Genomic DNA, 25,300 nt, shown 5'->3' with positions numbered 1-25,300 from the left:
CTTCGTTCCCGTTTCCGGGCCCTCCGGGCGCTTCCTTCGTTTCCGACTCTATCAGATCTTTCCGATCCGATTTCCTCGGTGCTTTCCGGTCCCGATTTGTTTTTCTCGGGGCCTTCCGGCGCGTCCACTACTTTAGCCGATTTCCCTGGTGGCTCATAATCGGGCCAATGGGAATCTATTTCGGCATGCCGAAATAGGCCCCGTAGGGATTCGTCGCGTTGAAGTGGGTGGCCGCTCTCGGGGTGCTTGAACAAGCACCACCGTCTCAAGCGGCTCGGGCCACGTTACGCCTCCGTTCTGGGCGGGTCAAGTCGGCGCTTCCGGGGCGTGTGGGGACGGTACGGACTGACCGTGGGGTCCTCGGAGATCCAGAAGCGCCAGGGGTGCGGGGCGCCGTCGCCGCCGACGCCGGTGCGCGGGCCCGTACGGATGAGGGACGGGGCCGGCGGGGTGCCGGTGAGGACGGCGAGGGGGGCGTCCGGGCCTGCGCAGACGTCGGTGCCGTTCAGGGAGCCGGGGACGTCCAGGGCGGTGGCGAGGCGGGCGGGGCCCTTCGCCAGTTCCGCGTCCTTGCGGGCCGAGCGGCGGCGGGGGCGGGCCAGCTCCGCGCCGCGCAGGATCTCACCCGCTCGGAGCAGTACGCCGCTCGCCTCGCCCTCGGGGCCGCACACCAGGTTCAGGCAGTGCCACATGCCGTAGGTGAAGTAGACGTACGCGTGACCGGGCGGGCCGAACATGGAGGCGTTGCGGGGCGTGCGGCCCCGGAAGGCGTGCGAGCCGGGGTCGATCGCTCCGGCGTACGCCTCCACCTCCGTGAGTCTCAGTTCGATGCGCCCCTCGTCGGTCGTCCGTACCAGGGTGCGGCCGAGGAGTTCCGGGGCGACCTCCAGGACGGGGCGGTCGAAGAAGCTCCTCGGAAGCGGCGTACGGTCGGGGCTCTCGCTCATGGCGTCCGAGCGTAACGGGGAGCGCGGTGGAACCCGCTACGGTCGTCGCGCGTATGTAGGGGACAGGAACGAGAAGGAGAGAGTGGCATGGGATTCAAGAAGCTGCTGGCCAGCCTGGGTGCCGGCGGGGCGACCGTCGAGACGGTGCTCACCGAGGAGAACGTGGTCCCGGGCGGCGTCGTCCAGGGCGAGGTCCGGATCCAGGGCGGCAGCGTCGACCAGCAGATCGAGGGGCTGTCCGTCGGTCTCCAGGCGCGTGTGGAGGTCGAGGGCGGCGACCAGGAGCACAAGCAGGACGTCGAGTTCGTGAAGGTGCGGCTCGGCGGTGCGTTCGAGGTGAAGGCCGGGGCGGTGCACGTGGTGCCGTTCGGCCTGGAGATCCCGTGGGAGACCCCGGTCAACACGATCGGCGGGCAGCGCCTGCACGGCATGGAGATCGGCGTCAGCACCGAGCTGGAGATCGCCCGCGCGGTGGACTCGGGCGACCTCGACCCGATCAACGTGCACCCGCTGCCGGCGCAGCAGGCGATCCTCGACGCCTTCATCCAGCTGGGCTTCCGCTTCAAGAGCGCGGACATGGAGCGCGGGCACATCCGCGGCACCCGTCAGCGGCTCCCCTTCTACCAGGAGATCGAGTTCTTCGCGCCGCAGCAGTACCGCGGCCTGAACCAGGTCGAGGTCAGCTTCGTCGCGGACGACCGCGAGATGGACGTCGTCCTGGAGATGGACAAGAAGCCGGGTCTTTTCACCGAGGGCAGCGACTCCTTCCGGGCGTTCAAGGTGGGTCTGGACGACTATCGGGGCACCGACTGGAACGCTTACCTCCACCAGTGGCTCGCCGAGGTCGGCGGCCGTCGCAACTGGATGTGACAGGACGAAGCGGAGGTTCGACATGTCCGAGGGCCAGAGGGCGCCTCTCCCCCACGCCTTCCACCCGCCGGTGGCGGAGTTCACGGTGGCGAGCGACGACGTATCGCCCGGTGGGGTGCTGAAGGACGCCCAGGTGTACGCGGAGGGGAACGTCTCTCCGCAGCTGCGCTGGGAGGGGTTCCCGGCGGAGACCAAGAGCTTCGCGGTGACCTGCTTCGATCCGGACGCGCCGACGGGCAGCGGGTTCTGGCACTGGGTGCTCTTCGACATCCCGGCGTCGGTCACCGAGCTTCCCGCAGGTGCCGGGTCGGGCGGTTTCGAGGGGCTGCCGGCCGGTGCGGTGCACGCGCGGAACGACTACGGGTCGAGGGACTTCGGCGGAGCGGCCCCGCCGGCCGGGGATCCGGCGCACCGCTACGTGTTCACGGTCTACGCGGTGGACACGGAGAAGCTGGGGCCGGACGCGGACGCCTCGCCGGCCGCCGTCGGGTTCAACCTGCGCTTCCACACGCTGGGCCGGGCCCAGCTGGTGGGTGAGTACGCGGCTCCCGCGGCAGGCTGATCGTTCGTTTGTTGTTTGCCCGCTTCTGGTCTTGGAGAGATCAGAAGCGGGCATCTTTTGTTGCGCAGGAAATTGCGTTGTCCGACCCCGGCCTGCCCGGCCATCGTTTGATCCAAGCTCACCAGGGGGGTGGGCCGGCACAACGGGAGGTGGGCACAATGCGGGACACGCTGGTACTGAACGCGAGCTTCGAGCCGCTGTCGACGGTGACACTCAACCGTGCGGTGGTGCTTGTCCTGCAGGACAAGGCCGTCGTGGAGCAGTCCCACCCCGACCTGCGGGTGCGTGCCGCCGCCGTCGACCTCCCGGTGCCGCGGGTGATCAGGCTCTGCCGCTTCGTCCGGGTGCCGTTCCGAAGACAGGCTCCGTGGTCGAGGAGGGGGGTGCTGGTCAGGGACCAGCACCGGTGCGCGTACTGCGGGAAGCGCGCGACGACCGTGGACCACGTGGTGCCGCGGGCGCAGGGTGGTGGGGACAGTTGGCTGAATACGGTCGCTTCCTGCGCGGAGGACAACCACCGCAAGGCCGACCGGACGCCGGAGCAGGCGGGGATGCCGTTGCTCTTCGAGCCGTTCGAGCCGACGCCGGCGGACGCGATGCTGCTGGCGATGCGGGCCGGTGAGCGCTCGCAGCTGCCGGAGTGGCTGGCCCGTAGCGCCGCCTGATCCGTACGGACGTGAGAGGGCCCGCCCCGGTCGGGGGCGGGCCCTCACGTCATGCCGGGGTCACTTCAGGGTGAGCTGGAGGATGGCCACGACGCCGACGGCGATGATCACGCCGCGCAGGACGGCGGGCTTGAGGCGGCGGCCGATCTTGGCGCCGACCTGGCCGCCGAGGGTGGAGCCGACGGCGATGAGGAGGACGGCGGTCCAGTCGAAGTCGGCGGCGAAGAGGAAGAAGACGGCGGCGACGCCGTTGACGAGGGCGCCGAGGACGTTCTTGACTGCGTTGATCCGCTGGAGGTCGTCGTCGAGGAGGAGGCCCATCAGGGAGAGGTAGAGGACTCCCTGGGCGGCGCCGAAGTAGCCGCCGTACATGCTGGCGAGGGTGAGGCCGACGAGGAGGACGGGGCCGCCGTCGGGGTGGGACTCGCTGCCGGTCCGCTCGCGGCGGCGCTGGACGGCGGCGGCGATGCGGGGCTGGAGGAGGACGAGGACCAGGGCCAGTCCGATGAGGACGGGGACGATCGCGTCGAACGCCTCGGAGGGCAGGGCGAGCAGGAGGACCGCTCCGATCAGGCCGCCGACGAGGGCGGCGGCGCCGAGGCGGAGCACCCGGCGGGTCTGGCCCTGGAGTTCGCGGCGGTAGCCGATGGCGCCGCTGATGGAGCCGGGGACGAGGCCGAGGGCGTTGGAGACGTTCGCGGTGATCGGAGGGAGTCCGGTCGCGAGGAGGACCGGGAACGTGATGAGCGTCCCCGATCCGACGATGGTGTTGATGGCGCCGGCGCCGATGCCGGCGGCGAAGACCGCCAGCATTTCCCAGATGGACAAGGCCGTTTCCTCACATGGTCAGTGGCTCGCCTCCCCGCCCTGCGTGCGGCAGGGTCGAGGGGCTCGCACCGATCATGCACGGATTACGTGTACGTGTCAGCCATCGGTTCAGTCGACGGTGGGTTCTTCCCGCCTGGCGGACGGGACGTCCTTGGTGAAGGGCGCGGCGGGGGCGCCGCCCTGGCCCATGCCGCCGAGGGCGCCGGAGAGGCCCTTGAGGGCGTCGCCGATCTCGCTGGGCACGATCCAGAGCTTGTTGGCGTCGCCCTCGGCGATCTTCGGGAGCATCTGGAGGTACTGGTACGAGAGGAGCTTCTGGTCCGGGTCGCCGGCGTGGATGGCCTCGAAGACGGTGCGGACGGCCTGGGCCTCGCCCTCCGCCCGGAGGGCCGCGGCCTGGGACTCGCCCTCGGCGCGGAGGATGGCGGACTGCTTCTCGCCCTCGGCGCGCAGGATCTCGGACTGGCGGACGCCCTCGGCCTGGAGGATGGCGGCGCGCTTGTCGCGGTCGGCGCGCATCTGCTTCTCCATCGAGTCCTGGATGGAGGTCGGCGGCTCGATGGCCTTGAGCTCGACGCGGTTGACGCGGATGCCCCACTTGCCGGTGGCCTCGTCGAGGACGCCGCGGAGGGCGGCGTTGATGTCCTCGCGGGAGGTGAGGGTCCGCTCCAGGTCCATGCCGCCGATGATGTTGCGCAGGGTGGTGACGGTGAGCTGCTCGATGGCCTGGATGTAGCTGGCGACCTCGTAGGTCGCGGCCCGGGCGTCGGTCACCTGGTAGTAGATGACGGTGTCGATGTTGACGACCAGGTTGTCCTGGGTGATCACCGGCTGGGGCGGGAAGGGGACGACCTGCTCGCGGAGGTCGATGCGGTTGCGGATCGTGTCGATGAACGGGACGACGATGTTGAGGCCGGCGTTGAGGGTGCGGGTGTAGCGGCCGAAGCGCTCCACGATCGCGGCGCTGGCCTGCGGGATGACCTGGATCGTCTTGATCAGGGCGATGAAGACGAGCACCACCAGAATGATCAGGACGATGATGACTGCTGACATCGTGTTCCCCGTGCCCTTCGCTGCCGGTTGTCTGCCGGGTTTCTTCCGATGATCGAGTTTCCCACGCCGCCGGGACGCCGGGGGCGGGCTTCGGTCAGATGACGACCGCGGTCGCTCCTTCGATCTCGACGACGTCGACCTCGTCGCCCGGTTCGAAGACGCGGGTGGCGTCGAGGGAGCGGGCCGACCAGATCTCCCCGGCGAGCTTGATGCGGCCTCCCTCGGCGTCGACCCGCTCCACGACGCGGGCCTGACGGCCCTTCAGGGCGTCGATGCCGGTGGCGAGGCCGGGGGTGCCGGCGCGGTGGCGGGCCGCGACGGGGCGGACCACGGCGACGAGCGCGACGGAGACGACCACGAAGACGAGCACCTGCGCGGTGACGCCGAAGCCGAGGGCGGCGGTGACCGCTCCCGCGACCGCGCCGACGGCGAACATGCCGAACTCCGGCATCGCGGTGAGGACCAGGGGAATGCCGAGCCCCACCGCGCCGATCAGCCACCAGATCCATGCGTCGATGTCCACAGGGTCATGGTAGGGCGGGTGGGGCCGGATGGGACAGGGCGCGGTGCGGTGCCGTGGCTGTGCGGGTCACGGCGTTCCTTCGCCCTGCGGGGCGGGGCTACTTGAGGGGCAGGCCCTGGGCGGTCCAGCGGTCGCCGACGCGCTCGACGACGAGCGGGAGGCCGAAACAGCGGGACAGGTTGCGGGAGTTGAGCTCGTCCTCCATGGGGCCCGCGGCGAGCACCTTGCCCTGACGGATCATCAGGACGTGGGTGAAGCCGGGGGCGATCTCCTCGACGTGGTGGGTGACCATGATCATGGAGGGGGCGTACGGGTCCCGGGCCAGGCGGCCGAGGCGGCGGACCAGGTCCTCGCGTCCGCCGAGGTCGAGGCCGGCGGCGGGCTCGTCCAGGAGGAGGAGCTCCGGGTCGGTCATCATGGCGCGGGCGATCAGGGTGCGCTTGCGCTCGCCCTCGGAGAGGGTGCCGAACTTCCGGTCCAGGTAGTCGTTCATGCCGAGGCGGTCGAGGAAGGCCTTGGCGCGGGCCTCGTCGACCGGGTCGTAGTCCTCGTGCCAGGTGGCGGTCATGCCGTACGCGGCGGTGAGGACGGTCTGCAGGACGGTCTGGCGCTTGGGGAGCTTCTCCGCCATGGCGATGCCGGCCATGCCGATGCGGGGGCGCAGCTCGAAGACGTCGACGCCGCCGAGGCGCTCGCCGAGGATGGTGGCGGTGCCGGAGGTGGGGTAGAGGTAGCTGGAGGCGAGGTTGAGGAGGGTGGTCTTGCCGGCGCCGTTCGGGCCGAGGATGACCCAGCGCTCCCCTTCCTTGACCGACCAGGAGACCTCGTCCACCAGAGCGCGTCCGTCGCGGACCACGGATACGTCCACCAGCTCCAGTACATCGCTCATGAGCGCGTTGTCTCCCCTTGCCGTCGAGTCGCTTGGGCTCGTGTCGTCGCCTTGGGCCGCGGGCGCGGCGTCCACGGGAAAACCTACGTCATCGGCGGGGCGGGCCGGTCCTTAGGGCGTCGTTCGGGTCCTTACTCTGGGGGGATGCTTTCGGAACCACGTTCAGGACGCCTGGCCGCCTGGGGCAACGCCCTGCTGGCCGGGGCGGTGTCGCCGGACGACGCGGCGCTGGCGATTGTCGGGGAGGACGCGGTGCACCGCGTGGCGGGGCTGCCGGGTGAGGCGGGTCCGGTGGGGCTGACGCTGGCGCTGGGGCGGCTGCGGCGGCTCGGGGTGACCGGGTGGCGGGTGGCGCTGCCGGTGCCGGGGCATCCGCTGGGGCTGAGCGGTCCGCCGGACTTCAACGCGCGCGCGTTGGAGGCGGAGGAGGCGGCGGTCGGATACGGCGCGCCGTACGGGCTGGTGCCGGAGGTCTCGGAGGCGGGGCCGCGCGGGGACGTGCACGTCGAGGTGGTGTGGCACTGCCTGGCGGTGCGGGAGGCTCCGCCGGCCGACGTGCCGTCGCTGGGCGAGGCGGAGCGGGAGCTGGCGGAGGCGCTGCGGGACGCGACGGCGGCGCTGACCCGGCTGGACGTGGCGGCGTCGGGGCCGGCGGCGGAGGCGGCACGGGAGGCGTACCGGGCGCGGGCGGAGGCGGGCCGCGAGGTCCTGGCCCCCGGCTACCCGCCGCGGGCGGTCCGGGTGCTGGAGCTGGCGCAGCGCGTCGGGCTGATGGTCGGCCTGGCGTACGGGAACGGGCACGGGGGCGCGGTGAGCGCGTCGGAGATGGCGGCGCGGGGCGCGGCGCTGGCGCCGGTGGAGCGGGTGGCGCGGCGGGCGCAGGTCGCGGCGTACAACGCGTGGGTGGAGGAGCGGGAGCGGGGGGCCTGACCCGCGGTCCGGGTTCCGGGCTGCGGTCCGGGGGCGGGGGTTTCGTGGGGGGCGGGCGCCCTGGGGGTCGTGCGCACCCGTTCCGGCCCGGCGGAACGCATGCCCACGACCGGTGGGGCATGGCATGCGGACGGCCCCCGGAGGGATCTTCCGGGGGCCGTTCGACGGGGGTGGTCAGCCGTTGAGGGCGTGGTTGCCGAAGGCCGGGTTGAGCAGGCCGATCACGTTGACCGTGTTGCCGGAGACGTTCACGGGGACGTGGACCGGGACCTGCACCAGGTTGCCGGAGGCGACGCCCGGGGAGTTGAGGGCCTTGCCGTCGGCCTCGGCACCGTGGGCGGAGGCGACACCGGCACCGGCGGCGACGATGCCACCGGCGACCATGGTGAGGGCAGCGGCCTTCTTGAGGTTCTTCACTTGGTACTTCCTCCTGGTCATCGCTGCGGCCGGTCCGCCGCAGCACGCCCTGGAGAACGCCTGCGGCCCCGCGGGGTTGCGCCGAATGGGGGATGTGCACCCAGGGGAATGACCTTCTGAACGGGCGTGCGCCCCGGCGCGTGAACGGAGCGTTTCAGGTGGTGAGGCCGTGGCGGACCGCCCAGAGCGCCGCCTGGGTGCGGTCGGCCAGGTCCAGTTTCATGAGGATGTTCGAGACGTGGGTCTTCACCGTCTTCTCGGAGAGGACCAGGGCGCGGGCGATCTCGCGGTTGGAGCGGCCGTCGGCGATGAGGCCGAGGACCTCGCGCTCGCGCTCGGTGAGGGTGGTGCCCCGCCCCGTACCGCCCTGGGGGTCGTCCTGGGCGAGGAGGGCGCCCGCCACCTCGGGCTGGAGCAGGACGTGGCCGGCGTGGACGGAGCGGATGGCGCCGGCCAGGGCGTCGGGGTCGACGTCCTTGTAGACGTAGCCGGAGGCTCCGGCGCGCAGGGCGGGGACGACCGTGCGCTGCTCGGTGAAGCTGGTGACGATGAGGACCTTCGCCGGGTTGGCGAGGGCCCGCAGCCGCTTGAGGGCCTCGATGCCGTCCGTGCCGGGCATCTTGACGTCCATGAGGACGACGTCGGGGCGGAGCTCCTCCGCGCGGGCGACGCCCTCGGCGCCGTCGGCGGCCTCGCCGACGACCTCTATGTCGTCCTGGACCTCCAGGAAGGTGCGCAGGCCGCGGCGGACGACCTGGTGGTCGTCGACCAGGAGCACGCGGATGGGCTTGTCAGCCACCGGGGACCTCCATCTCGATCGTGGTGCCCTCGCCGGGGGCGGAGGTCACGGTGAGGGCGCCGCCGACGCCGGCGGCGCGGTCGCGCATGGACACCAGGCCGAGGTGGCGGCCGGCGCTGCGGACCGTCCTCGGGTCGAAGCCGCGGCCGTCGTCGGCGACGGTGAGCCGGGCGCCCTGGCCGTGCCGGGTGAGGCCGACGGTCACCAGGTCGGCGTCCGCGTGCCGCAGCGCGTTGTGCAGGGCCTCCTGGGCGACCCGGAGGACGGCCTCCTCCTGGGCGGCGGGCAGGGCGCGGATGCCGGGGCTGTCGAAGACGACCGTGGCCGTGTGGGCGCGGTCGAGGACCTGGACCTGGGTGCGCAGGGTGTGGACGAGGCCGTCCTCGTCGAGGGCGGCGGGGCGCAGCTCCACCACGGCGGCGCGCAGCTCGTCGGCGGCCTCGGCGGCGAGCGCGGCGACCTGCTGGAGCTCGACCTTGGCCCGGGCCGGGTCGCGGTCGACGAGGGCGGCGGCGGCCTGGGCGGTGAGCCGGAGGGAGAAGAGCTTCTGGCTGACGGCGTCGTGCAGCTCGTGGGCGAGCCGGGAGCGCTCCTCGGCGATGGTGAGCTCGCGGCTGCGCTCGTACAGCCGGGCGTTGGTGAGGGCGATGGCGGCGTGCTGGGCGAGGATGCCGAGCAGCTCCTCGTCCTCGGCGGTGAAGCCGCAGCCGCCCCCGGGCCGGGGGCAGCGCTTGTTGGCCAGGAAGAGGGCGCCCAGGGTCTCGTCGCCGTCGCGGACGGGGAGGCCGAGGAAGTCGGAGAGCTCGGGGTGGGCGTCGGGCCAGCCGCCGAAGCGGGGGTCCTCGCGGACGTCGGCGAGCCGCTCGGGCTCGGCCTTGTGGAGCATCGCGGCGAGGACGCCGTGCTGCCGGGGCAGCGGGCCGATGGCCTTCCACTGCTCGTCGGTGACGCCGTCGACGACGAACTGGGCGAAGCCGCCGTGGTCGTCGGGGACGCCCAGGGCCGCGTACTCGGCGTCGAGGAGCTCGCGGGCGGAGGCGACGATCGTCTTGAGGACGTCGCGGACCTCCATCTGCCGGCTCATCGCCAGGAGTGCGGTGCTCACGGCGGCGAGGCCGGAGCTCGGTCGGTGGCTCATGGATTCACCGTACCGGCGGGGCGTGACGGTCCGTATGGGGCTGTGGACGGCGCCGGAGGGGGCCGCGGGACCTAGGTCGAAGTGCCCCCGGGCGGGGTGGGGCGGGAGCGGGACGGTTCCCTCCGCCACGGCGGAGGGAAGGGGAGCACGCGCGCGCGTGCGTGCGTGAGGGGCGGGTCGGGGGCCGGTTCCGGAGGGCGGACGGAGGGGCGGGGCGGCCAGGGGGCCGCACTCCCCCGCCGGGCGCGTACGCCGTGGTGGGGAAGGGGGCCTCCGTGGGGACGAGTCCGGGGGCGGCCGCCTCCTCCTCGGGGTGGAGGAGGCTCACCGTGTGCATTGCTGGAGCAACGGCGAGTGAGTTCGCCGTGCCGCCCATGTGAGCCCGCGCATAGGACGCAGGTCACTTACGAAGCCGCCTAGTGGAGTGGTCTGGGGTGGTTTGGTGCGGGACGAACCGGGCCAGAGGGCTGGTCTCGGGCACGTACACGGGCCCCTGATCCACTACCCGGGATCGTACGTCACACCTTTGCCACCCGATTTTGCTGCCGCTAAGAATTGCCCCCGTCGCCGCCGAGCAGGCGCAGCGCCGCCCCGGCCCAGCGACCCCCAGCGATTCGAAGAGGTAGTCCTGCATGTCTCAGAACACCCCTGGCCACAGTCGTGGTCTGAAGAAGACCCACAAGGCCACGATCGCCGGTGTCGCCGCCCTGGGCGCTGCCGCGCTCACCCTCTCCCTGGTGCCCGGCAACGGCTCCACCGAGACCGAGCCGCAGGCTCTGAACACGAGCCAGCGGGTCGCGTGGTCCTATGACGCCGCGAGCCCCCAGGCCAAGGCGCTGGCCGCGAGCGTGACCGACCAGCACACCACCATCGGCCTGAAGGCCAAGCTGGACGCCGAGGCGAAGGCCAAGGCCCAGGCCGCGGCGAAGGCGAAGGCCGCGAAGGCGAAGGCCGCCGCCAAGGCGAAGGCCGACGCCGCCGCGAAGAAGCGGGCCGCCGAGGCGAAGGCCGCGGCGAAGGCGAAGGCCAAGGCCGCCGCGAAGAAGCGCGCCGCGACGAAGACCGCCGCGAGCCGCTCCGTCACCCGGACCCCGGTCTTCGCGAACAACCTCGACGGCTGGATCCGCGAGGCGCTGTACATCATGGACAAGCACAACATCCCGGGCACCTACCACGGGCTGCACAAGAACATCATGCGCGAGTCCAGCGGCAACCCGTACGCGATCAACAACTGGGACATCAACGCCATCAACGGCGTCCCGTCCAAGGGCCTGCTCCAGGTGATCTACCCGACCTTCAAGGCGTACCACGTCAAGGGCACGAAGTTCGACCAGTACGACCCGGTCGCCAACATCGTCGCCGCCGCCAACTACGCGGCCGACCGGTACGGCTCGATCGACAACGTCAACAGCGCGTACTGAGCCGTCGGCGCGCACGCCGGAGGGCGGCACCCCGTGCGGGGTGCCGCCCTCCGGCGCGTGCCGCGCGGGCCGCTACTTGCGCATGACCTCGGGCTCGTGGCGGCGCAGCAGGCGGGCGACCAGGACGCCGAGGACGACGGTCATGAACAGCAGCACGCCGATGTTGAAGCTCCACTGGCCGACGCTGTGCTCCCACAGGGGGTCCAGGTCGGTGGGGTTCTTCGGGTCCCACGGCGCCATCAGGTGCGCGAGGTCGAGCGTGGTGCCGGCGCCCGCGATGGCCCAGCGCGACGGCATGAGCCAGGCGAACTGCTCCAGGCCGGGCGAGCCGAAGACCTTGAAGAGGATGCCGGTGAAGACGACCTGGACGATCGCGAACATCACGAGCAGCGGCATGGTCTTCTCGGCGGTCTTCACCAGCGCGGAGATGACCAGGCCGACCATCATCGAGGTGAGGCCGAGCGCGATGACGGTGAGGCAGAGCTCGACGGCCGGCGGCATGAGCAGGCCCTCGGCGGGCAGCTCGCGGATGGCGAAGCCGATGGCGCAGAGGATGACGCCCTGGAAGGCGGTGATGACGCCGAGGACGATCACCTTGGACATCAGGTACGCCGAGCGGGACAGGCCGGTGGCGCGCTCCCGTTCGTAGATGACCCGTTCCTTGATCAGCTCTCGTACGGAGTTGGCGGCTCCGGAGAAGCACATGCCGACCGTGAGGATCAGCATGATGATGCCGGCGTCGCCGTTGAAGCGGGACGGCGGCGTGGGCGGGGCCAGGCCGAAGTCGGCGGGGATGACGACGGAGACCGAGCCGATGACCGCCGGGAGGATCACCATGAGGGCGAGGAAGCCCTTGTCGGAGACGATCACCGAGGTGTAGCGGCGGATCAGGGTCCACAGCTGGGAGCCCCAGCCCTGCGGCTTGGGCGGGCGGGACATCGCCTGCTGCGGCATGTGGACGGGCTGGGCGGCGACGGCGTCGATGTCCGCGGCGTACAGCTGGTAGTGCTGCGAGCCCTTCCAGCGGCCGGCCCAGTCGTAGTCGCGGTAGTTCTCGAAGGCGGAGAAGACGTCGGCCCAGGAGGTGTAGCCGAAGAAGTTCAGCGCCTCGTCCGGCGGGCCGAAGTACGCCACGGAGCCGCCGGGGGCCATCACCAGGAGCTTGTCGCACAGGGCCAGCTCGGCCACCGAGTGGGTGACGACGAGGACCGTGCGGCCGTCGTCGGCGAGGCCGCGGAGCAGCTGCATGACGTCGCGGTCCATGCCCGGGTCGAGGCCGGAGGTCGGCTCGTCCAGGAAGATCAGCGAGGGCTTGGTCAGCAGCTCCAGGGCGACCGAGACGCGCTTGCGCTGGCCGCCGGAGAGGGAGGTGACCTTCTTCTCCTTGTGGATGTCGAGCTTGAGCTCGCGCAGCACCTCGTCGATGCGGGCCTCGCGCTCGGCCGTGGCGGTGTCGCCGGGGAAGCGGAGCTTGGCGGCGTACCGGAGGGCCTTCTGGACGGTCAGCTCCTTGTGCAGGATGTCGTCCTGCGGGACCAGACCGATGCGCTGGCGCAGCTCGGCGAACTGCTTGTAGAGGCTGCGGTTGTCGTAGAGGACGTCACCCTGGTCGGCGGGCCGGTAGCCGGTGAGCGCCTTGAGGAGGGTGGACTTGCCGGAGCCGGAGGGGCCGATGACGCCGATGAGCGACTTCTCGGGGACGCCGAAGGAGACGTCCTTGAGGATCTGCTTGCCGCCGTCGACGGTGACCGTGAGGTGGCGGGCCGAGAAGGAGACCGAGCCGGTGTCGACGAACTCTTCCAGCTGGCCGCCGACGATCCGGAAGGTGGAGTGGCCGACGCCGACGATGTCCTGCGGGCCGAGGAGGGCGGTGCCGCCCTTGGGGATCGGCTGGCCGTTGACGTAGGTGCCGTTGTGCGAGCCGAGGTCGCGGATCTCCATGCGGCCGTCGGGCGTGGCGTGGAACTCGGCGTGGTGGCGCGAGACCTGGAGGTCGGAGACGACCAGCTCGTTCTCGAGCGCGCGGCCGATGCGCATGACGTGGCCGAGGGCGAGCTGGTGGAAGGTGGTCGGGCTGCGGTCGGAGTAGGCCGACGACGCCCCCGCGGCGCCGTTGGTCTTCTGGGCGGGCTGCTCGACCGGGCCGGCCCCCTGGTGGGGCACCTGCGGCGGGACCTGGCCGCCGTGCTGCGCGGGGGGCTGCTGCCAGCCGCCCTGCTGCGGCGGGGCGTGGTGACCGGCCCACTCGGCCTGCCCGCCGGGCTGCTGGACCGGCGGCTGCGCGGGCTGCTGGACGGGCTGCTGGACCGGGGCGCCCTGGTGGGCGGGGACCGGCTGCCCGGCGTGCGCGGCGGTGAGGTTCAGGCGCGGGCCGTCCGTCGGGTTGCCGAGGTGTACGGCGGTCCCGGGGCCGACCTCCAGCTGCTGGATCCGCTGCCCCGCGACGAAGGTGCCGTTGGTGGAGCCGTGGTCCTCGATGGCCCAGCTCCGGCCGTTCCAGCTGATCGTGGCGTGCCGCCACGAGACCCTGGCGTCGTCGATGACCAGGTCCCCCTGCGGGTCGCGGCCCAGGGTGTACGACCGGGACGGCTCCAGCGTCCAGGTCCTGCCGTTGAGTTCGAGTACGAGTTCTGGCACTCCATGCCCCACTGTGTGTCCCCCGATGCGCCCCCGTCACGGGGGCCCTAGGGATGGCGAATCATCCTGGGGAACTATTTCAGGCCGGGTCCCCGATCCGAAAGTCGGGCGGCGTGAAGACCCGGGGGAGGGCCGCCGGGCCCGCCGGCGCGGCGATCGGCCGGCCGGGTGTCCGCTCCGCGGGACGGGGCGCCGGGTGGCGTGGGGCGCCCGATACGGTGGGAGCACCATGAGCGCATCGCAGACACCGGACGTTCCCGCCGTTCCCGCCGCGGACGTGCCCACGCTTCTCGTCAAGATCTTCGGAAAGGACCGGCCCGGGATCACCGCCGGCCTCTTCGACACCCTGGCCGCCTTCTCCGTGGACGTCGTCGACATCGAGCAGGTCGTCTCGCGCGGCCGGCTCGTGCTGTGCGCGCTGGTCACCGAGCCGACCGTCGCCCCCCAGGGCGAGCTGCGCGCCACCGTGCACAGCTGGGCGGAGTCGCTGAAGCTCCAGGCCGAGATCATCTCGGGCACCGGCGACAACCGTCCGCGCGGTGAGGGCCGCTCGCACGTGACGGTGCTCGGACACCCGCTGACGGCCGAGCAGACGGCGGCCATAGCGGCCAGGATCGCCGGTTCGGGCGGCAACATCGACCGCATCTTCCGGCTGGCGAAGTACCCGGTGACGGCGGTCGAGTTCGCGGTCTCGGGCTGTGCGACGGAGGTGCTGCGGACGGCGCTGGCCACCGAGGCGCACACCATCGGCGTGGACGTGGCCGTGGTCTCGGCCGGGCTGCACCGGCGGGCGCAGCGGCTGGTGGTCATGGACGTGGACTCGACGCTGATCCAGGACGAGGTCATCGAGCTCTTCGCGGCGCACGCGGGGTGCGAGGAGAAGGTCGCCGAGGTGACGGCGGCGGCGATGCGCGGCGAGCTGGACTTCGAGCAGTCGCTGCACGCGCGGGTGGCGCTCCTGGAGGGCCTGGACGCGTCGGTGGTGGACAAGGTGCGGGCCGAGGTGCGGCTCACGCCGGGCGCGCGGACCCTGATCCGCACCCTCAAGCGGCTCGGCTACCAGGTGGGGGTGGTCTCGGGCGGTTTCACCCAGGTCACCGACGACCTGAAGGAGCGGCTGGGACTGGACTTCGCCCAGGCCAACACCCTGGAGATCGTGGACGGGAAGCTCACGGGCCGGGTGACGGGCGAGATCGTGGACCGGGCGGGCAAGGCGCGGCTGCTGCGCCGGTTCGCGGCGGAGGCCGGGGTGCCGCTGGCGCAGACGGTGGCGATCGGCGACGGCGCCAACGACCTGGACATGCTGAACGCGGCCGGGCTCGGGGTGGCGTTCAACGCGAAGCCGGTGGTGCGCGAGGCGGCCCACACGGCGGTGAACGTGCCGTTCCTCGACACGGTGCTGTACCTGCTGGGGATCACCCGCGAGGAGGTCGAGGCGGCGGACGACGGCGCGGAGGGGTCGCTCCACTGACGTCCTGCCGCCCTGCCGTCCCGGCGGAGTGCCGTCCCGGCGGAGTGCCGGGTACGGGAAGGGGCCCGGCCGCCCTCGCGGCGGCCGGGCCCCTTTCGCGTACCGGCGCGGGGGCCGGCCGTGGGGGTCGGTCGTGGGGCTCAGTCGTGGGGGGTCCAGAACTCGACGAGGCGGGCGACGCCGTGCTCGACGGACTTCCAGGTGCCGGTGAAGGTGAGGACGGCGTAGGCGGACGTCGGGTAGCCGCTGCGGGTCATCCGGGCGAGGGTGTCGCCCTCGGCCTCGCCGGTCAGCGCGTCGGCCAGGCCGTGGATGCCGGGGTTGTGGCCGATGACGAGGAGGTCGTCCACGTCCTCCGGGACCTCGTTGAGCAGGGCGATGAGCTCGCCGGGGGACGCCTCGTAGATCCGCTCCTCGTAGACCGTCCGGGGCCGCTCGGCCAGCTCGTGAACGGCGAGCTTCCACGTCTCGCGGGTGCGCGCCGCGGTCGAGCAGAGGGCCAGGTCGAAGTCGATGCCGGACTGGGCGAGCCGGCGGCCCGCCACGGGTGCGTCCTTGCGGCCCCGCTCGGCCAGCGGCCGCTCGTGGTCGGTCTCCTGGCCCCAGTCTGCCTTCGCGTGCCGGAGCAGCACGATCCTGCGGATTGTTTCGACGCTCATGGTCCACAGCTTGGCACGGATCGGCCCGTCCTGACTCAGAGAGCGAGGGTTTGCCCGATGCGCTGGAGGAGCTGTCCCATCCCGCCGTCCCCGCCCGTCGCGGCCGCCTCACCGGGCCCGGTGACCAGCAGCAGGAGGACGGTGAAGGCGGCCACCGGGAGGGCGAGGGCCCACCAGGGCAGCCGGGTGTCGACGCCGGCGGGCGTGGTCCGGTCGCCGGTGCGGGTGAGGGCCGTCATGACCGCCTCCGTGGGGAGCCCCCGGGACGCGGTCCTCGGGGGAGGGTGGACGCCGGGGGAACCGCGGCGTGTCTCCACGGTAGGGAGCGCGGGGGCCGCGGCCCATCCGGTGATCCACCTACTCGACCCTGAGACTTTCCCCTAGGGGATACGGGGGTTGTCCCCACCCCCCGGCCGCTCGGGCCCTTCCGGCCGCGGCGGGGCGGGTCACGGGGGGGGCGGGCGGGGTCACGGGGAGACGCGGGGGTCAGGAGGAGACGCGCGGGGCCAGGAGGAGACGCGCGGTGTCAGGGGGAGGCGATCGAGGCGATGACGGCGATGACGACCGTGATGCCGAGCATCGCGCCGAGCACGACGAGCAGCTTCTTCTGGCCGCCCTGGGGATTGGGTTCGAGAACGGGCATGGGCCCAGTCTCGCATCTCAGGTCTCGTCCTCGACCGTCCGGTCCCGTCCGGCGAGGATGCCCACGATCATCTGCGGCACCATCAGGCCCCCCATGAGGGCGATCGGCACGCCCCAGCCGCCGCTGTGCTGGTAGAGCACGCCGACGAGCAGGGGGCCGGGGATGGAGATGAGGTAGCCGACGCTCTGGGCGAAGGCGGAGAGGCGGACGACGCCGGCGCCGGTGCGCGAGCGCATGCCGATCATGGTGAGGGCGAGCGGGAAGGAGCAGTTGGACACGCCGAGGAGGACGGCCCAGAGCCAGGCGCCGCCGGACGGGGCGAGGAACAGGCCGGTGTAGCCGACGAGGCCGCAGGTGCCGAGGGCGACGACGATCGGGCCCTGCTGCCGCATCCGGGTGGCGAGGCGCGGGATGACGAAGGCGAGCGGGACGCCCATGACCATGGTGACCGCGAGCAGGACCCCCGCGGTGGAGGCGGGGACGCCGGAGTCGCGGAAGATCTGCGGCATCCAGCCCATGGTGATGTACGCGCCGGTGGCCTGGAGGCCGAAGAAGCAGGCCAGGGCCCAGGCGGTGCGGCTGCGGTACATCGGCCGGGGCACGGCCTCGGCGGCCGGTCCGGCGGAAGCGGAGCCGGCCGGAGACGCGGTGGAGGCGGGGGCCGGCGGGGCCGCGGCGATGGTCTTCGCGGGGGCGGTCTTCCCCGCGGTGGTCTTGCCGGCGGCGCGGGCCGGGCCGCCCGGCTCCGTGCGGGGGGCGCCGGTGCGGTCCTTGACGAGCGGGAGCCAGGGCAGGACGGCGAGGGCGGCCAGGACCGCCCAGACGCCGAGGCCGAGGCGCCAGTCGCCGCCGAGCGCGTCGGTCATCGGCACGGTGAGGGCGGCGGCGAGCGAGGTGCCGAGCGCGAGGGCCATGGAGTACAGGCCGGTCATGGAGCCGATGCGGTCGGGGAAGTACCGCTTGACGATCACCGGCATCAGGATGTTGCTGACCGCGATGCCCATGAGGGCGAGGGCGCTGGCGGCGAGGAAGCCGGCGGTGCCGGTCGCGAAGGGACGCAGCATCAGGCCCGCGAAGATGGCGGCCATGCCGGCGCAGACGACGGCGGCGGGGCCGAAGCGGCGGGCCAGGCGCGGTGCGGTGATGCCGAAGACCGCGAAGCAGAGCGGCGGCACGGAGGTGAGGACGCCGGCGACGGTGCCGCTCATGTGCAGGGTGGCGCTGACCTCTTCGAGGAGGGCGCCGAGGCTGGTGATCGCGGGGCGCAGGTTGAGCGCGGCGAGGACGAGGCCGACGGAGACGAAACCGAGGGTCCAGCGGGCGCCGCGGCCGGTCCCGGGGGCGGGCGCCGGGTCGCGCGGGGCGGAGGAGGGCCGTACGGGGGCGGCGTCGAGGGTCTTCGGCTCGTCTGACATGGAGCCATCATAGAATCATGGGATGATTGGTTGTCCAATCCTGAACCATTACTGACCCTCCTTACCGACCCTCCTCACTGGCTCTCTTCACTGGCTCTCCTCACTGACCCTCCCGCGGAAGGCGACTCCCCCATGGCCCTCGGGCACCCCCGGCGCACCGGTCTGACCGACCAGGTGATCGCCGAGCTGCGGAACCAGATCACCTCCGGCGAGTGGCCGGTCGGCTCCCGCATCCCGACCGAGCCCGAGCTGGTCGAGCAGCTCGGCGTGGCCCGCAACACGGTCCGCGAGGCGGTCCGGGCCCTCGCCCACAACGGGCTCCTCGACATCCGGCAGGGCTCCGGCACCTACGTGGCGGCGACGAGCGAGCTGGCCGGGGTGATGCACCGGCGGTTCGCGGACTCCGACCCGCGCCACGTGGCCGAGCTGCGCGCCACCCTGGAGTCGGCCGCCGCGCGGTTCGCGGCGGGGCGGCGCTCCGAGCGGGACCTGGGGCAGCTGGACGCGCTGCTGGTCCGGCGCGAGGAGGCGTGGGAGTCGGGCGACGCGGAGCGGTTCGTGACGGTGGACGCGGCCTTCCACCACGCGGTGGTGGCGGCGTCGGGCAACGACGTGCTCACGGAGCTCTACGCGGACCTGGGCGACCTCCTGCGGCAGTGGCTGCGCGACGACGTGGGGCAGGTGCTGCGGCCGGAGAACCACATGGACCACGCGCGGCTGGTGGAGGCGATCCGGGCCGGGGACGCGGAGCGGGCGGCCGAGGAGGCGGCGGGCTATCCGTTCATGTGCCTGGGCGGGCGGAAGGAGCAGGATCCGCCGCCGGCTCGTGGGTGACCCAGGCGGAGCGGACCTCCTTCCAGCAGCGGGCGGTGAGCGTCGCGTAGTCGGCGGGCGCGACGTCCACGGGCGCGCTGTCGGTGTCCAGGTCCCACCAGGGGTCGCACTCGACGTGGAGCCGCACGCGGTCGGTCCGCGGGTAGGGGTTCCGGCAGTGCGCGGTGACCCGGGTGCCCTCGACGACCGTGTGGCAGGAGGCGCCGAAGTCCTCCGGGCCCCGGGCCGCCGGGGCGGCGGCGGTCTCCTCCGCGGGGGCGGAGGCCGCGTGGACCTCGGCGGCGACGGCGGTCCCGAGAAGCAGGGCGGCGACCGAGGCGTAGGCGGCGAAGCCGCGGTGGAGCGCGCGCATGCCCGTACCTCCTCCCCGTGAGTAGCCGGAACGACACGCTCCGACCAGTCTGCGGTGATCGGCCGGACTTTTCGACTCGGGGCGGCGGACCCCCGAGGGGACGCGGAAACGGCCGGGGCCGGGTGCGGTCCCCCCGGGGACGCGCACCCGGCCCCGGCCGGCGTGCGGAAGGCGGTGCGGAGCGGTCAGGCGCCGATCGCGTGCAGGCCGCCGTCGACGTGGACGATCTCGCCCGTGGTCTTCGGGAACCAGTCGGAGAGCAGCGCGACGATGGCGCGGCCGGCCGGCTCCGGGTCGGAGAGGTCCCACTCCAGCGGGGAGCGGCTGTCCCAGACCTTCGCCAGCTCGCCGAAGCCCGGGATGGACTTCGCGGCCATGGAGCCGAGCGGGCCGGCGGAGACCAGGTTGCAGCGGATGTTCTGCTTGCCGAGGTCGCGCGCCATGTAGCGGCTGGTGGCCTCCAGGGCGGCCTTGGCCGGGCCCATCCAGTCGTACTGCGGCCAGGCGAACTTGGCGTCGAAGGTGAGGCCGACGACCGAGCCGCCCTCGCTCATCAGCGGCAGCAGCGCCATGGTCAGGGACTTCAGGGAGAAGGCCGAGACGTGCATGGCCGTGGAGACCGACTCGAACGGCGTGTTGAGGAAGTTGCCGCCGAGCGCGTCCTGCGGCGCGAAGCCGATGGAGTGCACGACGCCGTCGATGCGGTCGCCGAGGTGCTCGCGGACCTGGCCCTCCAGGCGGGCGAGGTGCTCGTCGTTGGAGACGTCGAGCTCCAGGACCTTGACCTTCTCCGGGTGGGGGAGCTTCTTGGCGATGCGCTCGGTCAGCGTGGGCCGGGGCCAGGCGGTGAGGATGATCTCCGCGCCCTGCTCCTGGGCCAGCTTCGCGGCGTGGAAGGCGATGGAGGACTCCATCAGCACACCGGTGATGAGGATCTTCTTGCCCTCGAGGATTCCAGCCATGATCAGTGACCCATTCCCAGTCCGCCGTCAACCGGGATGACGGCTCCAGTGATGTACGAGGCGTCGTCGGAGGCCAGGAACCGCACGGTCGCGGCGATCTCCTCCGGCTGCGCGTAGCGGCCGAGCGGGACCTGCGACACGATGCCCGCCCGCTGCTCGTCGGTGAGCACGGAGGTCATGTCGGTGTCCACGAAGCCGGGGGCGACGACGTTGAAGGTGATGTTCCGCGAGCCGAGCTCACGGGCGAGCGAGCGGGCGAAGCCGACCAGGCCGGCCTTGGAGGCGGCGTAGTTGGCCTGGCCGGCGGAGCCGAGCAGACCGACGACCGAGGAGATCAGGACGACGCGGCCCTTCTTGGCGCGGAGCATGCCGCGGTTGGCGCGCTTCACGACCCGGAAGGTGCCGGTGAGGTTGGTGTCGAGGACGGACGTGAAGTCCTCCTCCGACATGCGCATGAGGAGCTGGTCCTTCGTCACGCCGGCGTTGGCCACGAGGACCTCGACCGGGCCGTGCTTCTCCTCGATCTCCTTGTACGCCTGCTCCACCTGCTCGGCGTCGGTGATGTCGCACTTGACGGCCAGGCAGCCCAGCTCGGTCAGCGCGGCCGGCGGCTCGCCGGAGCGGTACGTGAACGCGACCTGGTCGCCGGCCTCGGCGAACGCGCGGGCGATGGCGAGGCCGATGCCCCGGTTTCCTCCGGTGACGAGAACCGAGCGGCTCAACGGATCACCCTTTCGATCGGCGGTCTGGTACGTCGAAAACCTATCGGTCCGTTCCGCGATCCGCGGAATCGGGGCCTGACAGTGGCGTACGGATGTCACTGTCGGGTCCCTACAGAAATCCCTGGGCACCCCGGCCCAAAGCGCGACATGATCGGTGCGACCGGTCGCACACGACAGGAGACAGCTGTGCCATCTGAGGCCCATTCCATCGATCCGGCCTTCACGGCCCTGCCGCTGAGGGCGCTCGCCGACGCGGCGCTCGCGCGGGCGCGGGCGCTCGGCGCCGAGCACGCCGATTTCCGCCTCGAAAGGGTGCGCAGCGCCTCGTGGCGGCTGCGGGACGCCAAGCCTGCGGGTTCGTCGGACACCACCGACCTCGGCTACGCGGTCCGGGTGGTGCACGGCGGGGCCTGGGGCTTCGCCTCCGGGGTCGACCTGACCATGGACGGCGCCGCCCGGGTCGCCTCGCAGGCCGTGGCCATGGCGCAGCTGTCGGCGCGGGTCATCGCGGCGGCGGGCTCGGACGAGCGGGTGGAGCTGGCGCCGGAGCCGGTGCACGCCGACAAGGTGTGGATCTCCTCGTACGAGATCGACCCCTTCTCCGTCCCCGCGGAGGAGAAGAGCGCGCTGCTCGCCGACTGGTCCGGGCGGCTGCTGCGGGCCGACGGGGTGGCGCACGTGGACGCCTCGCTGCTCACGGTCTTCGAGAACAAGTTCTACGCGGACACGGCGGGCACCGTCACCACCCAGCAGCGGGTGCGGCTCCACCCGCAGCTCACCGCGACGGCGGTGGACGGCACCACGGGCGAGTTCGACTCGATGCGGACGATCGCGCCGCCGGTCGGCCGGGGCTGGGAGTACCTGACCGGGACCGGCTGGGACTGGGACAAGGAGCTGGAGGAGATCCCGGAGCTGCTCGCCGAGAAGATGCGGGCGCCGAGCGTCGAGGCCGGCCGGTACGACCTGGTCGTCGACCCGTCGAACCTGTGGCTGACGATCCACGAGTCCATCGGCCACGCCACCGAGCTGGACCGGGCGCTGGGCTACGAGGCGGCGTACGCGGGCACCTCCTTCGCCACCTTCGACCAGCTGGGCAAGCTGGCGTACGGCTCCTCGGTGATGAACGTGACCGGCGACCGCACGGCCGAGCACGGGCTGGCCACCATCGGGTACGACGACGAGGGCGTCGAGGCGCAGTCCTGGGACCTGGTGAAGGACGGCACGCTCGTCGGCTACCAGCTGGACCGGCGGATCGCGAAGCTCACGGACCTGGGGCGGTCCAACGGCTGCGCGTTCGCGGACTCCCCCGCGCACGTGCCGGTGCAGCGGATGGCGAACGTGTCGCTCCGGCCCGACCCGGGCGGTCTGTCGACGGAGGACCTGATCGGCGGCGTCGAGCGGGGCATCTACGTGGTCGGCGACCGTTCCTGGTCGATCGACATGCAGCGGTACAACTTCCAGTTCACCGGGCAGCGCTTCTTCCGCATCGAGAACGGCCGGCTGGCCGGGCAGCTGCGGGACGTGGCGTACCAAGCCACCACCACCGACTTCTGGGGCTCGATGGAGCAGGTCGGCGGCCCGCAGACGTACGTCCTCGGCGGTGCCTTCAACTGCGGCAAGGCCCAGCCGGGCCAGGTCGCGGCCGTCTCGCACGGCTGCCCCTCCGCCCTCTTCCGGGGCGTCAACATTCTCAACACGACGCAGGAGGCCGGTCGATGAGCCGCGTCAGCAAGCCGTACGAGATCGTCGAGCGGGCGCTCGAACTGTCCCGCGCCGACGGGTGTGTCGTCATCGCGGACGAGGAGTCCTCGGCCAACCTGCGCTGGGCGGGCAACGCGCTCACCACGAACGGCGTGACCCGGGGCCGCACGCTCACCGTGATCGCCACCGTGGACGGTGCCGAGGGCACCGCCTCCGGGGTCGTGTCCCGCTCCGCGGTCACCGCGGAGGACCTGGAGCCGCTGGTCCGGGCCGCCGAGGCGGCGGCGCGGGCGGCCGGGCCCGCCGAGGACGCCCAGCCGCTGGTGACGGGCGTGCCCTCCTCCCCCGACTTCACCGACGCGCCCGCCGAGACCTCCTCCACCGTCTTCGCGGACTTCGCGCCGGCGCTCGGCGAGGCCTTCGCCCGGGCGGGGGCCGGCGGCCGGGAGCTGTACGGCTTCGCCAACCACGAGCTGACCTCCACCTACCTGGGCACGTCGACCGGGCTGCGGCTGCGGCACGACCAGCCCAACGGCACCCTGGAGCTCAACGCCAAGTCGCCCGACAGGACCCGCTCCGCCTGGGCCGGGCGCTCCACCCGGGACTTCAAGGACGTGGACCCGGCGGCGCTCGACGCCGAGCTGGCCGTCCGGCTGGGCTGGGCCGAGCGGCGGATCGAGCTGCCGGCCGGGCGGTACGAGACGCTGCTGCCGCCGACCGCCGTGGCCGACCTGCTGATCTACCAGCTGTGGTCCTCGATGGCCCGGGACGCGGTGGAGGGCCGGACGGTCTTCTCCCGGCCCGGCGGCGGCACCCGGCTCGGCGAGACCCTCTCGCCGCTGCCGCTGACCCTGCGCAGCGACCCGAACGAGCCGGGCCTGGAGTCCGCGCCCTTCGTGATCGCGCACTCCTCCGGGGACGACGAGTCGGTCTTCGACAACGGCCTGCCGGTCGGACCGGTGGAGTGGATGCGGGCCGGCGCGCTCGACCGCCTGATCACCACCCGGCACACGGCGGGCCTCACCGGGCTGCCGGTGGCGCCGGGCGCGGGGAACCTGATCCTGGACGGCGGCGGGGAGCGCTCGCTGGAGGAGATGGTGGCGGCCACCGAACGCGGGCTGCTGCTGACCTGCCTCTGGTACATCCGCGAGGTGGATCCGGCGACGCTGCTGCTCACGGGTCTGACCCGGGACGGCGTCTACCTCGTCGAGAACGGCGAGGTCGTCGGCGAGGTCAACAACTTCCGGTTCAACGAGTCGCCGGTGGACCTGCTGTCGCGGGCCACCGAGGCGGGCCGGACGGAGCGGACCCTGCCGCGCGAGTGGAGCGACTGGTTCACCCGGGCCGCGATGCCCGCGCTGCGGGTGCCCGACTTCAACATGAGCTCGGTCAGCAAGGGCGTCTGACCCGCCTAGACTGGGCTGTCACCCGTACCTATCCAAGGAGACTGACGACCGTGACGGACATCGTCGACGAGCTGAAGTGGCGCGGGCTCTTCGCCCAGTCCACCGACGAGGACGCCCTGCGCAAGGCGCTCGCGGACGGTCCCGTCACGTTCTATTGCGGCTTCGACCCGACCGCGGCCAGTCTCCACGTCGGCCACCTGGTCCAGGTGCTCACCGTCCGCCGGCTCCAGCAGGCCGGTCACCGGCCGCTGGCGCTGGTCGGCGGGGCCACCGGCCAGATCGGCGACCCCCGCCCGACCGCCGAGCGCACCCTGAACGACCCCGAGACGGTCGCGAACTGGGTGAACCGGCTGCGGTCCCAGATCGAGCCCTTCCTCTCCTTCGAGGGGGAGAACGCGGCGGTCATGGTGAACAACCTGGACTGGACCGCCGGCCTGTCGGCGATCGAGTTCCTGCGGGACATCGGCAAGCACTTCCGGGTCAACAAGATGCTGACGAAGGACTCCGTGGCCCGCCGCCTGGAGTCCGAGCAGGGCATCAGCTACACCGAGTTCAGTTACCAGCTGCTCCAGGGCATGGACTTCCTGGAGCTGTACCGGCGGTACGGCTGCACGCTCCAGCAGGGCGGCTCGGACCAGTGGGGCAACCTGGTGGCCGGCCTCGACCTGATCCACCGCCTGGAGCCGGGCGCCGAGGTGCACGCCCTGGCGACCCCGCTGATGGTCAAGGCGGACGGCACCAAGTTCGGCAAGACCGAGAGCGGCGCCGTCTGGCTGGACCCGGAGATGACCACGCCGTACGCGTTCTACCAGTTCTGGCTGAACGTGGACGACCGGGACATCTCGACGTACATGCGGATCCTCTCCTTCAGGTCCCGCGAGGAGCTGGAGGAGCTGGAGGCGCAGACCGCCGAGCGGCCGCAGGCGCGGGCCGCGCAGCGGGCGCTCGCCGAGGAGCTGACCACGCTGGTGCACGGCGCCGAGCAGTGCGCGGCCGTCATCGACGCCTCCAAGGCGCTGTTCGGGCAGGGCGACCTGGCCGAGCTGGACGAGCGGACGCTGGCCGCCGCGCTCTCCGAGCTGCCGCACGCCCGGGTGACCGAGCTGGGCCAGGTCGTGGACCTGTTCGCCGAGGTCGGTCTGGTGGCGAGCAAGTCGGCCGCGCGGCGCACGGTGAAGGAGGGCGGCGCCTACGTGAACAACGTGAAGGTGACCGCCGAGGACGCCGTCGTCGAGGCCGGCGAGCTGCTGCACGGCCGCTGGCTGGTGCTGCGGCGCGGCAAGAAGAACCTGGCCGCGATCGAGTACACCGGCTGATCCACCGGGCACACATACCGGGAGGGGCGGGGGGGGGGCCCCCCCCCCCGCCCGGGCCCCCCCCGGGGCCGGGGGGGGCGGGGCGCGGGGGGGTTGGGGGGGTGGTGGGCCCGCACCCCGCGGCCCCCCCCCGCCCCCCG

Annotated in this window: 26 protein-coding genes; 10 read left to right on the top strand and 16 right to left on the bottom strand. The window is 72.3% G+C overall.

What is annotated here, in order from left to right:
• Positions 1-284: 284 nt before the first annotated feature.
• Positions 285-947: a DNA-3-methyladenine glycosylase gene (locus ACFW6A_RS38065; RefSeq protein WP_351842087.1), complete on the bottom strand. Its 663-nt coding sequence runs from the start codon at positions 945-947 to the stop codon at positions 285-287.
• 87 nt (positions 948-1,034) lie between these two features.
• Between ACFW6A_RS38065 and ACFW6A_RS38060 the strand changes: the two genes are divergently transcribed.
• The 3 genes from ACFW6A_RS38060 to ACFW6A_RS38050 all read left to right on the top strand — a co-directional run bounded on the left by ACFW6A_RS38060 (position 1,035) and on the right by ACFW6A_RS38050 (position 3,044).
• A complete protein-coding gene (locus ACFW6A_RS38060; RefSeq protein WP_351842089.1) occupies positions 1,035-1,817 on the top strand; it encodes a sporulation protein in 783 nt (260 codons plus the stop codon).
• 22 nt (positions 1,818-1,839) lie between these two features.
• On the top strand, positions 1,840-2,379 hold the full coding sequence (locus tag ACFW6A_RS38055; RefSeq protein WP_351842091.1) for a YbhB/YbcL family Raf kinase inhibitor-like protein: 540 nt from the start codon (positions 1,840-1,842) through the stop codon (positions 2,377-2,379).
• Positions 2,380-2,537: 158 nt separating this feature from the next.
• Positions 2,538-3,044, top strand: a complete 507-nt coding sequence (locus ACFW6A_RS38050) for an HNH endonuclease (RefSeq protein WP_351842093.1) — start codon at positions 2,538-2,540, stop codon at positions 3,042-3,044.
• Positions 3,045-3,104: 60 nt separating this feature from the next.
• On the opposite strand, the gene ACFW6A_RS38045 is transcribed toward ACFW6A_RS38050, so the two are convergent.
• From ACFW6A_RS38045 to ACFW6A_RS38030, 4 genes are all read right to left on the bottom strand, one after another.
• Entirely contained in the window at positions 3,105-3,872 is a 768-nt protein-coding gene (locus ACFW6A_RS38045; protein ID WP_386646429.1) for a sulfite exporter TauE/SafE family protein, read from the bottom strand.
• Positions 3,873-3,980: 108 nt separating this feature from the next.
• Positions 3,981-4,925, bottom strand: coding sequence for an SPFH domain-containing protein (locus ACFW6A_RS38040; protein ID WP_030763263.1), 945 nt, complete (start codon positions 4,923-4,925; stop codon positions 3,981-3,983).
• Positions 4,926-5,019: 94 nt separating this feature from the next.
• Positions 5,020-5,448, bottom strand: coding sequence for an NfeD family protein (locus ACFW6A_RS38035; protein ID WP_386481015.1), 429 nt, complete (start codon positions 5,446-5,448; stop codon positions 5,020-5,022).
• A gap of 97 nt (positions 5,449-5,545) precedes the next feature.
• Positions 5,546-6,337 (bottom strand): ABC transporter ATP-binding protein, encoded by a 792-nt coding sequence (locus ACFW6A_RS38030; protein ID WP_351842100.1) that lies wholly within the window; start codon positions 6,335-6,337, stop codon positions 5,546-5,548.
• A 144-nt stretch (positions 6,338-6,481) separates the two neighbouring features.
• On the opposite strand from ACFW6A_RS38030, the gene ACFW6A_RS38025 reads away from it, so the two are divergent.
• Complete coding sequence (locus tag ACFW6A_RS38025; RefSeq protein ID WP_351842102.1) at positions 6,482-7,267, top strand: hypothetical protein; 786 nt, start codon at positions 6,482-6,484, stop codon at positions 7,265-7,267.
• Positions 7,268-7,441: 174 nt separating this feature from the next.
• Here ACFW6A_RS38025 and ACFW6A_RS38020 read toward each other — a convergent pair whose 3' ends face one another.
• From ACFW6A_RS38020 to ACFW6A_RS38010, 3 genes are all read right to left on the bottom strand, one after another.
• Positions 7,442-7,684 (bottom strand): chaplin, encoded by a 243-nt coding sequence (locus tag ACFW6A_RS38020; RefSeq protein ID WP_043219578.1) that lies wholly within the window; start codon positions 7,682-7,684, stop codon positions 7,442-7,444.
• A gap of 154 nt (positions 7,685-7,838) precedes the next feature.
• Positions 7,839-8,483, bottom strand: a complete 645-nt coding sequence (locus tag ACFW6A_RS38015) for a response regulator transcription factor (RefSeq protein WP_351842104.1) — start codon at positions 8,481-8,483, stop codon at positions 7,839-7,841.
• Positions 8,476-9,621, bottom strand: coding sequence for a GAF domain-containing sensor histidine kinase (locus ACFW6A_RS38010; protein WP_386646426.1), 1,146 nt, complete (start codon positions 9,619-9,621; stop codon positions 8,476-8,478). The genes ACFW6A_RS38015 and ACFW6A_RS38010 overlap by 8 nt, the downstream gene beginning before the upstream one ends.
• Before the next feature lie 632 nt (positions 9,622-10,253).
• Here ACFW6A_RS38010 and ACFW6A_RS38005 point away from each other — a divergent pair.
• Entirely contained in the window at positions 10,254-11,042 is a 789-nt protein-coding gene (locus ACFW6A_RS38005) for a transglycosylase SLT domain-containing protein (RefSeq protein ID WP_351842108.1), read from the top strand.
• Positions 11,043-11,114: 72 nt separating this feature from the next.
• Here ACFW6A_RS38005 and ACFW6A_RS38000 read toward each other — a convergent pair whose 3' ends face one another.
• Complete coding sequence (locus ACFW6A_RS38000) at positions 11,115-13,691, bottom strand: FHA domain-containing protein (protein WP_351842110.1); 2,577 nt, start codon at positions 13,689-13,691, stop codon at positions 11,115-11,117.
• A 217-nt stretch (positions 13,692-13,908) separates the two neighbouring features.
• Here ACFW6A_RS38000 and serB point away from each other — a divergent pair, with 217 nt between their 5' ends.
• Entirely contained in the window at positions 13,909-15,150 is a 1,242-nt protein-coding gene (serB, locus tag ACFW6A_RS37995) for a phosphoserine phosphatase SerB (RefSeq protein WP_351842112.1), read from the top strand.
• 140 nt (positions 15,151-15,290) lie between these two features.
• Here the strand turns inward: serB and ACFW6A_RS37990 are convergent, their stop codons facing one another.
• From ACFW6A_RS37990 to ACFW6A_RS37975, 4 genes are all read right to left on the bottom strand, one after another.
• A complete protein-coding gene (locus ACFW6A_RS37990) occupies positions 15,291-15,809 on the bottom strand; it encodes a SixA phosphatase family protein (protein ID WP_386481007.1) in 519 nt (172 codons plus the stop codon).
• Between the two features lie 35 nt (positions 15,810-15,844).
• Positions 15,845-16,048 carry a hypothetical protein gene (locus ACFW6A_RS37985; protein ID WP_351842116.1) on the bottom strand — a complete coding sequence of 68 codons (204 nt, stop codon included), beginning with the start codon at positions 16,046-16,048 and terminating at the stop codon, positions 15,845-15,847.
• 287 nt (positions 16,049-16,335) lie between these two features.
• Entirely contained in the window at positions 16,336-16,452 is a 117-nt protein-coding gene (locus ACFW6A_RS37980; protein ID WP_277349137.1) for an SGM_5486 family transporter-associated protein, read from the bottom strand.
• Between the two features lie 17 nt (positions 16,453-16,469).
• Complete coding sequence (locus tag ACFW6A_RS37975; RefSeq protein ID WP_386481004.1) at positions 16,470-17,867, bottom strand: CynX/NimT family MFS transporter; 1,398 nt, start codon at positions 17,865-17,867, stop codon at positions 16,470-16,472.
• Between the two features lie 132 nt (positions 17,868-17,999).
• On the opposite strand from ACFW6A_RS37975, the gene ACFW6A_RS37970 reads away from it, so the two are divergent.
• A complete protein-coding gene (locus tag ACFW6A_RS37970; protein WP_351842120.1) occupies positions 18,000-18,701 on the top strand; it encodes an FCD domain-containing protein in 702 nt (233 codons plus the stop codon).
• On the opposite strand, the gene ACFW6A_RS37965 is transcribed toward ACFW6A_RS37970, so the two are convergent.
• From ACFW6A_RS37965 to fabG, 3 genes are all read right to left on the bottom strand, one after another.
• On the bottom strand, positions 18,649-19,053 hold the full coding sequence (locus tag ACFW6A_RS37965) for a hypothetical protein (RefSeq protein WP_351842122.1): 405 nt from the start codon (positions 19,051-19,053) through the stop codon (positions 18,649-18,651). The genes ACFW6A_RS37970 and ACFW6A_RS37965 overlap by 53 nt on opposite strands.
• A 185-nt stretch (positions 19,054-19,238) precedes the next feature.
• The gene (gene fabI, locus ACFW6A_RS37960; RefSeq protein ID WP_351842124.1) at positions 19,239-20,015 is read right to left on the bottom strand and encodes an enoyl-ACP reductase FabI; all 777 of its coding nucleotides are present in this window, start codon (positions 20,013-20,015) and stop codon (positions 19,239-19,241) included.
• Positions 20,016-20,017: 2 nt separating this feature from the next.
• Positions 20,018-20,737, bottom strand: coding sequence for a 3-oxoacyl-[acyl-carrier-protein] reductase (gene fabG, locus ACFW6A_RS37955; protein WP_351842126.1), 720 nt, complete (start codon positions 20,735-20,737; stop codon positions 20,018-20,020).
• 207 nt (positions 20,738-20,944) lie between these two features.
• On the opposite strand from fabG, the gene ACFW6A_RS37950 reads away from it, so the two are divergent.
• From ACFW6A_RS37950 to tyrS, 3 genes are read left to right on the top strand one after another with little or no spacing between them, the layout of a single operon-like run.
• On the top strand, positions 20,945-22,456 hold the full coding sequence (locus tag ACFW6A_RS37950; RefSeq protein WP_386481022.1) for a TldD/PmbA family protein: 1,512 nt from the start codon (positions 20,945-20,947) through the stop codon (positions 22,454-22,456).
• Positions 22,453-23,844 (top strand): metallopeptidase TldD-related protein, encoded by a 1,392-nt coding sequence (locus ACFW6A_RS37945; protein ID WP_351842130.1) that lies wholly within the window; start codon positions 22,453-22,455, stop codon positions 23,842-23,844. Before ACFW6A_RS37950 ends, ACFW6A_RS37945 begins: the two co-directional genes overlap by 4 nt.
• 50 nt (positions 23,845-23,894) lie before the next feature.
• Complete coding sequence (tyrS, locus tag ACFW6A_RS37940; protein WP_351842132.1) at positions 23,895-25,160, top strand: tyrosine--tRNA ligase; 1,266 nt, start codon at positions 23,895-23,897, stop codon at positions 25,158-25,160.
• Positions 25,161-25,300 lie beyond the last annotated feature (140 nt).

This window comes from Streptomyces sp. NPDC058758 (genome assembly GCF_042746075.1).
Lineage (GTDB): Bacteria > Actinomycetota > Actinomycetes > Streptomycetales > Streptomycetaceae > Streptomyces.
This window is presented reverse-complemented; position numbering and strand designations above follow the sequence as displayed.

Excerpts from the sequence above, each read along its gene's own strand:
- ACFW6A_RS38065 (WP_351842087.1), bottom strand. The coding sequence starts at position 947 with ATGAGCGAGAGCCCCGACCGTACGCCGCTTCCGAGGAGCTTCTTCGAC.
- ACFW6A_RS38060 (WP_351842089.1), top strand. The coding sequence starts at position 1,035 with ATGGGATTCAAGAAGCTGCTGGCCAGCCTGGGTGCCGGCGGGGCGACC.
- ACFW6A_RS38055 (WP_351842091.1), top strand. The coding sequence starts at position 1,840 with ATGTCCGAGGGCCAGAGGGCGCCTCTCCCCCACGCCTTCCACCCGCCG.
- ACFW6A_RS38050 (WP_351842093.1), top strand. The coding sequence starts at position 2,538 with ATGCGGGACACGCTGGTACTGAACGCGAGCTTCGAGCCGCTGTCGACG.
- ACFW6A_RS38040 (WP_030763263.1), bottom strand. The coding sequence starts at position 4,925 with ATGTCAGCAGTCATCATCGTCCTGATCATTCTGGTGGTGCTCGTCTTC.
- ACFW6A_RS38030 (WP_351842100.1), bottom strand. The coding sequence starts at position 6,337 with ATGAGCGATGTACTGGAGCTGGTGGACGTATCCGTGGTCCGCGACGGA.
- ACFW6A_RS38025 (WP_351842102.1), top strand. The coding sequence starts at position 6,482 with ATGCTTTCGGAACCACGTTCAGGACGCCTGGCCGCCTGGGGCAACGCC.
- ACFW6A_RS38010 (WP_386646426.1), bottom strand. The coding sequence starts at position 9,621 with ATGAGCCACCGACCGAGCTCCGGCCTCGCCGCCGTGAGCACCGCACTC.
- ACFW6A_RS38005 (WP_351842108.1), top strand. The coding sequence starts at position 10,254 with ATGTCTCAGAACACCCCTGGCCACAGTCGTGGTCTGAAGAAGACCCAC.
- serB (WP_351842112.1), top strand. The coding sequence starts at position 13,909 with ATGAGCGCATCGCAGACACCGGACGTTCCCGCCGTTCCCGCCGCGGAC.
- ACFW6A_RS37990 (WP_386481007.1), bottom strand. The coding sequence starts at position 15,809 with ATGAGCGTCGAAACAATCCGCAGGATCGTGCTGCTCCGGCACGCGAAG.
- ACFW6A_RS37985 (WP_351842116.1), bottom strand. The coding sequence starts at position 16,048 with ATGACGGCCCTCACCCGCACCGGCGACCGGACCACGCCCGCCGGCGTC.
- ACFW6A_RS37980 (WP_277349137.1), bottom strand. The coding sequence starts at position 16,452 with ATGCCCGTTCTCGAACCCAATCCCCAGGGCGGCCAGAAGAAGCTGCTC.
- ACFW6A_RS37975 (WP_386481004.1), bottom strand. The coding sequence starts at position 17,867 with ATGTCAGACGAGCCGAAGACCCTCGACGCCGCCCCCGTACGGCCCTCC.
- ACFW6A_RS37970 (WP_351842120.1), top strand. The coding sequence starts at position 18,000 with ATGGCCCTCGGGCACCCCCGGCGCACCGGTCTGACCGACCAGGTGATC.
- ACFW6A_RS37965 (WP_351842122.1), bottom strand. The coding sequence starts at position 19,053 with ATGCGCGCGCTCCACCGCGGCTTCGCCGCCTACGCCTCGGTCGCCGCC.
- fabI (WP_351842124.1), bottom strand. The coding sequence starts at position 20,015 with ATGGCTGGAATCCTCGAGGGCAAGAAGATCCTCATCACCGGTGTGCTG.
- ACFW6A_RS37945 (WP_351842130.1), top strand. The coding sequence starts at position 22,453 with ATGAGCCGCGTCAGCAAGCCGTACGAGATCGTCGAGCGGGCGCTCGAA.